Source organism: Brevirhabdus sp., from assembly GCF_052826345.1.
Window position 1 is genome coordinate 1 of sequence record NZ_JBRBUA010000029.1, and the last position, 10,684, is coordinate 10,684.

At 67.0% G+C, this 10,684-nt stretch carries 11 protein-coding genes and 3 pseudogenes; 8 read left to right on the forward strand and 6 right to left on the reverse strand.

What is annotated here, in order from left to right; genetic code table 11:
- Both glyA and ACU0BR_RS04650 read left to right on the forward strand, forming a co-directional pair.
- Positions 1–239: pseudogene (gene glyA, locus ACU0BR_RS04645) on the forward strand (serine hydroxymethyltransferase); the annotation flags it as partial.
- A gap of 5 nt (positions 240–244) precedes the next feature.
- The gene (locus ACU0BR_RS04650; RefSeq protein WP_446155695.1) at positions 245–1,048 is read left to right on the forward strand and encodes an alpha/beta fold hydrolase; all 804 of its coding nucleotides are present in this window, start codon (positions 245–247) and stop codon (positions 1,046–1,048) included.
- A 195-nt stretch (positions 1,049–1,243) separates the two neighbouring features.
- Here the strand turns inward: ACU0BR_RS04650 and ACU0BR_RS04655 are convergent, their stop codons facing one another.
- The 5 genes and pseudogenes from ACU0BR_RS04655 to ACU0BR_RS04675 form a co-directional block, all read right to left on the reverse strand.
- Positions 1,244–2,200 carry a 2-hydroxyacid dehydrogenase gene (locus tag ACU0BR_RS04655; protein ID WP_446155685.1) on the reverse strand — a complete coding sequence of 319 codons (957 nt, stop codon included), beginning with the start codon at positions 2,198–2,200 and terminating at the stop codon, positions 1,244–1,246.
- Entirely contained in the window at positions 2,200–2,541 is a 342-nt protein-coding gene (locus ACU0BR_RS04660) for a tRNA-binding protein (RefSeq protein WP_446155686.1), read from the reverse strand. The genes ACU0BR_RS04655 and ACU0BR_RS04660 overlap by 1 nt, the downstream gene beginning before the upstream one ends.
- A complete protein-coding gene (gene proC, locus ACU0BR_RS04665) occupies positions 2,538–3,359 on the reverse strand; it encodes a pyrroline-5-carboxylate reductase (RefSeq protein WP_446155687.1) in 822 nt (273 codons plus the stop codon). The genes ACU0BR_RS04660 and proC overlap by 4 nt, the downstream gene beginning before the upstream one ends.
- Before the next feature lie 39 nt (positions 3,360–3,398).
- Positions 3,399–3,902, reverse strand: coding sequence for a YbjN domain-containing protein (locus ACU0BR_RS04670; RefSeq protein ID WP_446155688.1), 504 nt, complete (start codon positions 3,900–3,902; stop codon positions 3,399–3,401).
- Positions 3,903–4,259: 357 nt separating this feature from the next.
- A pseudogene (locus tag ACU0BR_RS04675) lies at positions 4,260–4,496 on the reverse strand (accessory factor UbiK family protein); the annotation flags it as partial.
- Between the two features lie 117 nt (positions 4,497–4,613).
- Between ACU0BR_RS04675 and lgt the strand changes: the two are divergent.
- The 4 genes from lgt to ACU0BR_RS04695 all read left to right on the forward strand — a co-directional run bounded on the left by lgt (position 4,614) and on the right by ACU0BR_RS04695 (position 7,775).
- On the forward strand, positions 4,614–5,513 hold the full coding sequence (lgt, locus tag ACU0BR_RS04680; protein ID WP_446155689.1) for a prolipoprotein diacylglyceryl transferase: 900 nt from the start codon (positions 4,614–4,616) through the stop codon (positions 5,511–5,513).
- A gap of 18 nt (positions 5,514–5,531) precedes the next feature.
- Positions 5,532–6,671, forward strand: coding sequence for a class I SAM-dependent methyltransferase (locus ACU0BR_RS04685; RefSeq protein WP_446155690.1), 1,140 nt, complete (start codon positions 5,532–5,534; stop codon positions 6,669–6,671).
- Positions 6,668–7,426, forward strand: a complete 759-nt coding sequence (gene pgeF / locus ACU0BR_RS04690; RefSeq protein ID WP_446155691.1) for a peptidoglycan editing factor PgeF — start codon at positions 6,668–6,670, stop codon at positions 7,424–7,426. The genes ACU0BR_RS04685 and pgeF overlap by 4 nt, the downstream gene beginning before the upstream one ends.
- Positions 7,427–7,586: 160 nt before the next feature.
- The gene (locus ACU0BR_RS04695; RefSeq protein ID WP_446155692.1) at positions 7,587–7,775 is read left to right on the forward strand and encodes a hypothetical protein; all 189 of its coding nucleotides are present in this window, start codon (positions 7,587–7,589) and stop codon (positions 7,773–7,775) included.
- 178 nt (positions 7,776–7,953) lie between these two features.
- Here ACU0BR_RS04695 and ACU0BR_RS04700 read toward each other — a convergent pair whose 3' ends face one another.
- On the reverse strand, positions 7,954–8,454 hold the full coding sequence (locus ACU0BR_RS04700) for an Lrp/AsnC family transcriptional regulator (RefSeq protein WP_446155693.1): 501 nt from the start codon (positions 8,452–8,454) through the stop codon (positions 7,954–7,956).
- A gap of 249 nt (positions 8,455–8,703) precedes the next feature.
- Between ACU0BR_RS04700 and trxB the strand changes: the two genes are divergently transcribed.
- The gene (gene trxB, locus ACU0BR_RS04705; RefSeq protein WP_446155694.1) at positions 8,704–9,705 is read left to right on the forward strand and encodes a thioredoxin-disulfide reductase; all 1,002 of its coding nucleotides are present in this window, start codon (positions 8,704–8,706) and stop codon (positions 9,703–9,705) included.
- A gap of 232 nt (positions 9,706–9,937) precedes the next feature.
- A pseudogene (locus tag ACU0BR_RS04710) lies at positions 9,938–10,684 on the forward strand (adenylyltransferase); the annotation flags it as partial.

A 10,684-nucleotide genomic window follows, 5' to 3' on the forward strand; every position in this document is an offset into this window, starting at 1 on the left:
ACGGCATCCCGTTCGACCCCGAAAAGCCCACCGTCACCTCGGGCATCCGGCTGGGCAGCCCCGCCGCCACCACCCGCGGCTTCGCCGAGGCCGAATTCCGCCAGATCGCCGACTGGATCGTGCAGGTCACCGACGGGCTCGCCGCCGATGGCCCCGACGGCAACGCCGCACTGGAGGCCCGCGTCCGCGACGAGGTGCTCGCCCTCTGCAAGCGCTTTCCCATCTATCAGGGGATGTGACGGCGCTGCTGAACCGCATCGCATATGATCCGCCTGGTCCGGGCGGCACGCCGCTTTTGATCGTGCACGGCCTCTTCGGGTCGGCGCGCAACTGGGGGGCGATCGCCAAGCGCCTGTCGCAGGACAGGCCGGTGGTGTCGGTCGACATGCGAAACCACGGTGACAGCCCGCGCGCCGACAGTCAAAGCTATGCCGACATGGCCGCCGATCTGGCGGAGGTGATCGGCGCGCGGGGTGGCAGGATGGATGTCCTTGGCCATTCCATGGGCGGCAAGGCCGCGATGATCTTGGCGCTGACCCGGCCCGACCTGCTGCGCAAGCTGATCGTCGCCGACATCGCGCCGATCAGCTATGGCCACAGCCAGACCCCGCTGATCGACGCGATGCGGGGGTTGGACCTGTCCGGTCTGTCCCGCCGCGGCGAGGCCGACGCCCGGCTGGCCGATACAATCGCCGACGCCGCCACCCGCGCCTTTTTGCTGCAATCGCTCGACCTCAAGGCCCAACCGCCGCGCTGGCGGCTGAACCTCGACGTGCTGGAACGCGAAATGCCCGAAATCACAGGTTTTCCGCAAATCGAGGGCCAGTTCACCGGCCCCGCCCTGTTCCTGACCGGCGGCGCCTCGAACTATGTCAGCCGCGCGGACCGGCCCGCCATCCGCCGTCTGTTCCCCGCCGCCCAGTTCGCGGGCATACCCGCCGCGGGGCACTGGCTGCACGCCAAACGCCCGCGCGCCTTCGAGGCCGCCGTGCGCGTCTGGCTGGACACCGACCACCAGACGGCCGCAACGCGGCCAGCCCCGGGCTAAGCTACGCCCAACCCGTAACGAAAGGTTACCAATGCTGCGTTTCATCACCGCCATCGCCCTTCTGACAGCGCTCAGCGCCTGCGACGTGCCCTTTATCCCGCTGATCTGAGGGCGCCGCGCGGCCCTTCATTGTCGCGAAAATATCCCCGCCGGAGGCAGCCGCGATCGCAGCCACACGACCGGCGGGAGGTGGCGTCAGACCCTGTTCGGCGGCTCCGCCCCGTCGAAAAAGGCGCGCAGGTTTTCGACGGCCATCAACCCCATCCCTTCGCGCGTTTCCAGCGCGGCGGTGCCCAGATGCGGCAGCAGGGTGACGTTCTGCATGTCGATCAGCGCCTGCGGGACCTTGGGCTCGAACTCATAGACATCAAGCCCCGCCCCTGCGATGCGGCCCTGTTGCAGGGCGGCGATCAGATCCGCTTCCTTCACGATGTCGCCGCGCGCGATATTGACGAATATCGCGTGGGGCTGCATGGCCGCGAAGACCTCTGCGTCGATCAGATGGCGGGTCTGCGGGCCTCCAGGCACGGCGACCACCACCACATCCGCGCGCCGCGCGACCTCCGCGGCGGAGCTCAGCTGCGTGGCGGGCACGCCCGCATCCTCGACGCGCGATCTGTTGTGGAACACCACCTCCATCCCGAGCCCCGCGTGGCAGCGTTTGGCGATGGCCTTGCCGATCCGGCCCATGCCGATGATGCCCAGAACCTTGCCCGACACATGCAATCCGAGCATCTGAACCGGGTGCCAGCCTTCCCACGCGCCCGCGCGCACCATGCGCTCGCCCTCGCCCGCGCGGCGCGCGGTCATCAGGATCAGCGTCAACGCCAGATCGGCGGTCGCATCGGTCACCGCGCCGGGGGTATTGGTGACGACCACGCCCGCCCTGGTCGCGGCGGAGACATCGATGTGGTTGTAGCCCACGCCGAAATTCGCCAGCAGCTTGCAGCGTGGCTGGTCGAGGCCCTGAAAGGTCTCGGAACCGAAAGCGTCGCCCAGCGTCGGCAGGATCGCGTCATAGCGTTCCATCAGCGCGCGCGCTTCCTCGGCACCGACGGGGGCGTCTTCGCTGCGCAGGGTCACGTCGAACAGCGACCGCGCCCTTTCCACGACCTTGTCGGGCATACGTCGGGTAATCAGAACTTCGGGCATCAGTGCAATTTTCCTCCATCGGGAACGGGGTGATCGGGGCTCAGCAACACGACCTCTCCATCGGCGTCGGGCAGGCCCAGCACAAGAACTTCGGACATGAACCTGCCGATCTGGCGCGGCGGGAAATTGACCACTGCCAGAACCTGACGTCCGATCAGCCGGCCCGGCGTGTAATGCGCGGTGATCTGGGCAGAGGATTTCCGCTCCCCCAGATCGCCGCCGAAATCGATCCACAGCTTGATCGCCGGGCGCCGGGCCTCGGGATAGGGCTCGGCGCGGGTGACGCGGCCGACCCGGATATCGACCTTGGCGAAATCGGCGAATTCGACGAGATCGCTCATTTCGACAACTCCCGGCTGCGGTCGGCGGCGGCGGCGACGGCACGGCGCAGCAAGGGCGCAAGACCCTGCTCCTCGTTCATCAGCACCTCGAGCGCGGCGGCCGTGGTGCCGTTGGGGCTGGTGACATTGCGGCGCAACTGGGCGGGATCTTCGGCCGCCTCCATCGCCAGCGCGCCCGCGCCCGCGACGGTGGCCTTGGCGAGCGTCATGGCCAGGGCGGGGTCGAGGCCCTGCGCCTCGCCCGCCTGTGCCAGCGCCTCGATCAGGTGAAAGACATAGGCCGGACCCGACCCCGACACGCCCGTGACCGCATCCATCTGCGCCTCGGCGTCCAGCCGCACCACCTGCCCGACGGCGGACAGCAGGCGTTCGGCCATGTCCATGTGCTCCGCGTTTGCATGGGCGTTGCCGATGATCGCCGTGATGCCGCGCGATATCGCCGCGGGTGTGTTCGGCATCGCGCGGATGATCGGAGAGCGCGCGCCCAGCGCGGCCTCATAGGCGGCGATGGGGGTGCCCGCGGCGACCGTGACGAACAGCACATCGCCATCGCCCAGCGCCCGCAGGCTCGGCAGGGCTTCCTGCATCATCTGCGGCTTGACCGCGATCAGCACCACCGCGGGGGTGTCCGGCAGATCGCCGTTCAGGACCAGACCGTCCTGCGTCAGCTGCCGCACCCAGTCCGAGGGATGCGGATCGCGCACATGCACCGATGCCGCGGGCAGCCCCTGCCTGAGCCAGCCGCCCAGCATCGCCGATCCCATCTTGCCGCAGCCCAGCAGAACCAATCCGCGCCGCGCTATATCATCCAATGTCATCCGTCGTCCCGCCTTGGCCCGTCATTTCAGGGCCGCAGCCTAGGCGCGACCGTAAGCCTCCGCAATGGCGACCTGAAGCGCCTCTTTCGGGGGCTGATCGCCCCAGCACACAAGCTGGAAGGCGGGATAGAACCGCTCCGCGCTGGTGACGGCGGTGCTGAGCACGCGGTCGATCTGCTCGGGTGTGACCAGCGCCTCGCCGGGCATCACCAGCCCGTAGCGCCAGACCATCAGCTTGTGGTCTTCCCAAAAGCTGAAGGAGCCCGCCCAGCACATGTCGTTGGTGCGGTTGAGCACCTCGTAAAGCGCGGGCAGCTTGTCGACCGGCGGCTCCATCTCGAAGGTGCAGATCAGCCGCAGGGTGGAATCCTGCTCCGACCAGGCGAGCGTGACGGAATAGGTGCGCCACTGCCCCTCGATCGCCATGGCGATCTGGTCGTCGGCGACACGGTCGAAATCCCACTCATGATGCTGGGCGAGGGTTTCAACGATGTCGATGGGGTGAAGATCGTCGCTTGTCAGATATTCTTCGGAGTATGCCATGCGCTGCCCCTCTGATTGTCACTGGGAGGCGACTGCCCCCCATACACTGGGTCGTTGTCTAGGGGGGATATATTTTGCAGAACCCCATACCAGATATGGTGTTCGCATTCGGGCAAGCAGGCAAGGCAAAACTGCAAACTATCCCCAGATAGTTTGCAGTTCGAGCGCGCGGGCGGGGCGTGGTTTCGCCGTTGCACGCGCCCCCAAGCGGGCGATCCGCCGCTCAGGGGTCTGAAAAGCGTTGTGAATTCGCGCGGATCAGGTCGGTTTTGTTTCAGGTGCATCCCGGTCGCTGCCGGACCCGGCGTCGGAACCCGTGCCGGGACCGGATTGATTGGACGGCGCGGCAGGGCCGGCCTTGCCTTCCAGCTTGTCGATCCGGGCCTTGAGCGAGTCGTTTTCCTCGCGCGCCTTCTGGGCCATCGCGCGCACCGCGTCGAATTCCTCGCGGGTCACAAGATCGCGATCAGCCAGCCAGCGATCGATCATTCCGTTGAAGGCGGTTTGCGCTTCGGTCTTTGCACCTTGGGCCACGCCCATCGCATTGGTCATCAACTGCGAAAAGTCGTCGAACATCTTGTTTCGGGTCTGCATCTTACGCCTCCACTATACAATCGATATATGGGTTTCTGCCGCTCGGGCATCAAGGCGAAACCCTTCCCGCGGGGATGGTTTCGCATCGAAAGACGCAGATACAGCTAAAGGACGATCATGCAGGCCCTCATCCCCTTTCCCCAGATCAGCCCGGAGATCTTTTCGCTCGATCTGGGATTTTTCGTCTTTTCGCTGCGCTGGTACGCGCTGGCCTATATCGTGGGCATTCTGATCGGCTGGCGACTCACGCTGCAACTGCTGCGCAACGAGGCGCTGTGGCCCGGCCGCGAGGCCCCCGCCAACGGCGAGCAGCTCGAGGCGCTGATGACCTGGATCATCCTGGGCGTCGTCATCGGGGGGCGCTTGGGCTTCGTGCTGTTCTATCAGCCGGGCTACTACCTGCAAAACCCCGGTGAGATCCTGATGGTCTGGCAAGGCGGGATGTCATTCCACGGCGGCATGCTGGGCGTGATTGCCGGGATCGTGATCTTCTGCTGGCGGCAGGGCATTCCCCTGCTGGGCATGACGGATGCCGTGTCCGTCGGCGTGCCGCCGGCGCTGTTGCTGGGCCGCATCGCCAATTTCATCAACGGAGAGCTCTGGGGCCGTCCGACCGACCTGCCCTGGGGCGTCGTGTTTCCGGGCCAGATGGCCCAGAACTGCCCCGGCGTGGTCGGCCCCTGCGCGCGCCACCCCTCGCAGCTGTATGAGGCGGGAATGGAAGGGCTGCTGCTGGGCGCGCTGCTGCTGGCGCTGGCCTATCGCGGCGGGCTGCGGTGGCGCGGCTATCTGACGGGGGTGTTTCTGACCGGCTATGGTCTGGCGCGCTTCATCGTCGAATTCGCGCGCCAGGCCGACGCCCAGTTCATCACCCCCGACAACCCGATGGGCAATGTGATCGAATTCGGCGCAACCGGCACCGGGCTCAGCATGGGGCAGCTGCTGTCGCTGCCGATGATCGCCGTCGGGCTGGGGTTGATCGCCTATGCCCTGCGCGCACGCGCCCGGGCGCGCTGAGCGGTGCAGCCCCCTCCGATGAGCCCGCTGGAACAGCAGCTCGTGGCCCGCATCGCGGCCACGGGGCCGATCGGCCTGGCCGAGTACATGTCGATCTGCCTGCTCGATCCGCGCCACGGCTATTACGCCACGCGCGATCCTTTCGGGCAGGCCGGCGATTTCACCACCGCCCCCGAGATCAGCCAGATGTTCGGGGAGCTGATGGGACTGGCGCTGGCGCAAAGCTGGCTGGATCAGGGCAGCCCCTCCCCCTTTACCCTGGCGGAGCTGGGACCCGGGCGCGGCACGTTGATGCGCGATCTACTGCGCGCGACCGCCCGCGTGCCGGGCTTTCACGCCGCCGCGCGCGTCACCCTGCTGGAAGCCAGCCCCAGCCTGCGCAAGCTTCAGCGCGCCGCGCTGGGCGCGCGGGCGGCCAGGCAGGCAGACGCGCCCGAACCTTCGCCGACGCGCCCGCCAAACGACCCGGCCGAGGGCGCGGTCTGGATCGACGATGCCGCGGATCTGACGTCGGATGCCGCGCCGCAGCCCGTCTTCGTGATCGCCAATGAATTCTTCGACGCCCTGCCGATCCGCCAGTTCCAGCGCCAGGATGCCGTGTGGCGCGAGCGGCTGGTCGCAATCAGGGACGGGCGGCTGAGTCCCGTTCTGGGCGGGCCGGTCGCCCTGCCCGAGCTTGCCGCGCGGATGGGCGATACCGTCGACGGCGATGTGGTCGAGATCTGCCCCGAGGCGAGCCGCATCGCGGGCCTGCTGGGCACGGCGATCGCACGGCACGGCGGGGTCGCGCTGATCGTGGATTACGGTGCCGCCCGGTCGCTGGGCGATACCTTTCAGGCGCTGCACCGGCAGGGTCACGCCGACCCCTTTGCCCATTGCGGCGAGGCCGATCTGACTGCGCATGTCGATTTCGGCGCGCTGGCACAGGCCGCCCGCCCCGCCGCGGCCAGCCCGCTGGTAAGCCTGGGCGTCTTGCTGGAACGCCTGGGCATCACCGCCCGCGCGCGCGCCCTCGCCGAAAGATTGCAGGGCGACGCGCTGGCATCGCATATCCGCGCGCATCGCCGCTTGACCCACCCCCAGGAAATGGGGAGCCTGTTCCGGTCGCTCGCCCTGGTGCCGCCGGGGTCCGCCCTGCCGCCCGGATATGCCCCATGACGCTCAAGATCCTGACCCACGAACTGCTGTCGCCGCTGACGCACGGGTTCTTCACCCGCAGCGGGGGCGCCTCGTCCGGGATCTTCCAGGGGTTGAACGGCGGGTTCGGCTCGTCCGACCAGAAAGAAAGCGTGGCCATCAACCGCAGCCGCGTGGCAGAGGCGCTTCGCGTTCCGCCCGACCGGCTGATTTCGGTCCATCAGGTGCATTCGCCGGATGTCGTGACCGTGAAGGCCCCGCACGAGGGCACACCACCGCGCGCCGACGCGATGGTGACGGCGGTGCCGGGGCTCGCGCTGACCATTCTGACGGCGGATTGCCAGCCGGTGCTTTTCGCCGATCACGACGCGGGCGTCGTCGGTGCCGCCCATGCCGGTTGGAAAGGTGCGTTGGGCGGTGTGCTGGACGCCACGATCGAGGCGATGCTGGCCCTGGGCGCCGATCGCGCGCGTATCGTGGCGGTGATCGGCCCTTCCATCAGCCAGCGCAATTATGAGGTCGGGCCGGATTTCATGGACAGCTTCATCGCCGAAGACCCCGACAGCGCTCGATTTTTCGCCCAAGGCCACGGCGACCGGCTGCAATTCGACCTCACCGGGTTCGGTTTGCACCGTCTGCGCCAGGCCGGGGTCGCCGCGGCGGATTGGACGCGTCATTGCACCTATGCCGACCCCGATCTCTTTTATTCCTACCGCCGCAGCGTGCACCGCGCCGAGGCCGATTACGGCCGCCTCATGTCGTGCATCCGGCTCTGATCCAGCCGCTCCCGCGGCGGCCGCAGACCCGTCACGCAAGCATCACCGAATGATCCGATCAACGCCACGCGGCCGCCCCAATCGGGCGCCATGTTCGATGCCTACAGGATAAAGGCCCCTACGCCGCGAGCGGCGCCCGGGGGTATAGGGACAAAGGCACATGAACATGAAAACGCGCTGGATCGAGCAGATCGTGAGGGAATCGGAAAAGGCGCAAAAGCCGCTGCCCTGGTCGCGCAGTTCCAAGACCGCGCGGCGCGCGGCACCGCCGGAGGAGGCCGCGCCGCTGGCCGAACGCCTTATCGCTTTCCAGAGCGCGCCGTCCGCGGCGCAGGCAAGCTGCCCCTGACCTCGACCCGACGCCCTGCGGCGGCGGTTTTCGAGACCGCGCAGGGCCCGGAAAACGAGGCGCCCGCGACCGTTCTGCCGACGGTTGCGGGCGTTTTCATTGCATCGCGCGCGGGGCCGGGTCCGCGGCATCCCGAGACGTCCCCTGACGCCCCATGACGCCCCGAATCCGCGAGCGCTCAGGGCGCCTTGCGCAGGCGGGCCTCAAGCACGTCGAAGGGCACGCCGGGTTCATCCTTCGCGCCGCGGATCACCAGCGACGTCTTGACGCTGGCCACATTCTCGGCCGCCGTCAGCTCTTCGGTCAGAAAGGTCTGAAAGCTGCTCAGATCGGGGGCCACGCATTTCAGGATGAAATCGATCTCCCCGTTGAGCATGTGGCACTCACGGACCAGCGGCCAGCCCTCGCAGCGCGCCTCGAAGCGGCTCAGGTCGACCTCCGCCTGGCTGTGCAGGCCCACCATGGCGAACACCTGCACCTCGAAACCCAGCGCGCGCGGGTCCACTTCGGCATGATAGCCGCGGATCAGGCCGCTTTCCTCCAGTGTGCGCACGCGCCGCAGACAGGGCGGCGCCGATATCCCCACCCGTTTGGCCAGTTCCACATTCGTCATGCGGCCGTCCGCTTGCAGCTCGGCCAGAATCATCCGGTCGATCGGGTCGAGTTTCGAATTTGCCATAGGGAACCCCGAGGTCATTTGCTTTTTCGCAACTTACGCGCAGAGCGGCGCTGACGCAACAATATTTCAAAGTTGCGCAACATCCTTCGCCACGCTGGGCCGATAAACCGCATCCGGCCCCGACGCAAGGCCCGAAATGCGCGCGAATCCCGACAAGCCGCCGCCGCCCCGCCGCCTCTCGGGGCTTTCGCATCGGGAAGCGGGCTTTTATATGGGGTCGACCGCTCGTCGCAAAAAACCGGGGTATCCATGTCCGCCACTCGTCACGCCAAAGTTCTGATCATCGGCTCCGGCCCCGCGGGCTACACCGCCGGCATCTACGCCAGCCGCGCCATGCTGGAGCCGCTGCTGATCCAGGGCATCCAGCCCGGCGGACAGCTGACCATCACCACCGAGGTCGAGAACTGGCCCGGCGATACCGAGGTCCAGGGCCCCGACCTGATGGTGCGGATGGAAGCCCACGCCAAGGCGATGGGAACGGAAGTCATTTCCGACATCATCACCGATCTGGACCTGTCCAAACGCCCCTTCACTGCGAAATCCGACAGCGGCACCACCTACACCGCCGAGGCGCTGATCCTGGCCACCGGCGCACAGGCGAAATGGCTGGGCCTGCCCAGCGAGGAAAAGTTCAAGGGCTTCGGCGTGTCGGCCTGCGCGACCTGCGACGGGTTCTTCTATCGCGGGCAAGAGGTCGTGGTGGCCGGCGGCGGCAACACCGCCGTGGAAGAGGCGCTTTTCCTGACCAACTTCGCCTCGAAGGTCACGCTGATCCACCGCCGCGACGAGCTGCGCGCCGAGAAGATCCTGCAAAACCGGCTGTTCAAGAACCCCAAGATCGAGGTTTTGTGGAATCACGCGGTCGAGGAGGTCGTCGGCAGCGAAAGCCCGCTGGGCGTGGAGGGCGTGCGCGCGCGCCACGTCAAGTCCGGGGAAATCACCGAGGTCCCCGCCAAGGGCTTCTTCGTCGCCATCGGCCACGCCCCCGCCTCCGAACTGGTCAAGGACAAGCTGGAGACGCACATGGGCGGCTATGTGGTGACCAGGCCCGACAGCACCGCCACCTCGGTGCCCGGCGTCTTCGCCGCGGGCGATCTGACCGATCACGTCTACCGCCAGGCCGTCACCTCGGCGGGCATGGGCTGCATGGCCGCGCTGGAGGCCGAGCGTTTCCTGGCCGAGGTCGGCGAGGACGAAGGCCGCGACGAGTCGGAACCGCTGGGCTACGGCGCCCCGGTCGAGGCGGAATAGACCGCAGCCACCCGCGTTTCGCCGCGACCCGCCTTCGGGGCCGGACATATGTTCCGCCCCACGCGGGATCGGCCAAACGGTGTTCGCGGGCGCGTCCTTCGGGCACCGCTTGCGTTTGTTTTGCGCAAAATCGCCACGACTTCGCTTGAATCGCGCCACCTGCGGCGTCTACTAGCCGATGTCAGGCGGCTTTGGCCGTTTTCACACTCATTCAGTATCAGGTAAGATTTCAATGCCCATGTCCTCCAATCTGGCCCCCATTCCCGAACTCTACGTCTCTTACGACAGCGCCCAGAAGCTCAAGCTCGAGGCCGGCAACCTGACCTCGCATGATCTGAGCCCGCGCCAGACCTGCGATCTGGAACTGCTGATGAACGGCGGCTTCAACCCGCTGAAAGGTTTTATGGGCGAAGACGACTACAATGGCGTCGTGAAGGACATGCGCCTGGCCGACGGTACGCTCTGGCCGATGCCCATCACCCTGGACGTGTCCGAAGCCTTCGCCGACAGCCTGGAAATCGGTCAGGACATCGCGCTGCGCGATCAGGAAGGCGTGATCCTGGCCACGATGACCGTCACCGACCGCTGGACCCCCGACAAATCGGCAGAGGCCAAGGGCGTCTTCGGCGCCGACGACGAGGCGCACCCGTCGGTGAACTACCTGCACAATCAGGCGGGCAAGGTCTATCTGGGCGGCCCCGTCACCGGCATCCAGCAGCCCGTGCACTATGACTTCCGCGCCCGCCGCGACACCCCCAACGAGCTGCGCGCCTATTTCCGCAAGCTCGGCTGGCGCCGCATCGTCGCCTTCCAGACCCGCAACCCGCTGCACCGCGCGCATCAGGAACTGACCTTCCGCGCCGCCAAGGAAGCGCAGGCCAACCTGCTGATCCACCCGGTCGTCGGCATGACCAAACCCGGCGACATCGACCATTTCACCCGCGTGCGCTGCTATGAGGCGGTGCTGGATCAATACCCT

What these genes read in the sequence shown, in the direction of transcription:
- ACU0BR_RS04655 (WP_446155685.1), bottom strand. Translation starts at nt 2,200, where the DNA reads ATGCCCGAAGTTCTGATTACCCGACGTATGCCCGACAAGGTCGTGGAA.
- ACU0BR_RS04660 (WP_446155686.1), bottom strand. Translation starts at nt 2,541, where the DNA reads ATGAGCGATCTCGTCGAATTCGCCGATTTCGCCAAGGTCGATATCCGG.
- proC (WP_446155687.1), bottom strand. Translation starts at nt 3,359, where the DNA reads ATGACATTGGATGATATAGCGCGGCGCGGATTGGTTCTGCTGGGCTGC.
- ACU0BR_RS04670 (WP_446155688.1), bottom strand. Translation starts at nt 3,902, where the DNA reads ATGGCATACTCCGAAGAATATCTGACAAGCGACGATCTTCACCCCATC.
- lgt (WP_446155689.1), top strand. Translation starts at nt 4,614, where the DNA reads ATGCAGGCCCTCATCCCCTTTCCCCAGATCAGCCCGGAGATCTTTTCG.
- ACU0BR_RS04685 (WP_446155690.1), top strand. Translation starts at nt 5,532, where the DNA reads ATGAGCCCGCTGGAACAGCAGCTCGTGGCCCGCATCGCGGCCACGGGG.
- pgeF (WP_446155691.1), top strand. Translation starts at nt 6,668, where the DNA reads ATGACGCTCAAGATCCTGACCCACGAACTGCTGTCGCCGCTGACGCAC.
- ACU0BR_RS04695 (WP_446155692.1), top strand. Translation starts at nt 7,587, where the DNA reads ATGAACATGAAAACGCGCTGGATCGAGCAGATCGTGAGGGAATCGGAA.
- ACU0BR_RS04700 (WP_446155693.1), bottom strand. Translation starts at nt 8,454, where the DNA reads ATGGCAAATTCGAAACTCGACCCGATCGACCGGATGATTCTGGCCGAG.
- trxB (WP_446155694.1), top strand. Translation starts at nt 8,704, where the DNA reads ATGTCCGCCACTCGTCACGCCAAAGTTCTGATCATCGGCTCCGGCCCC.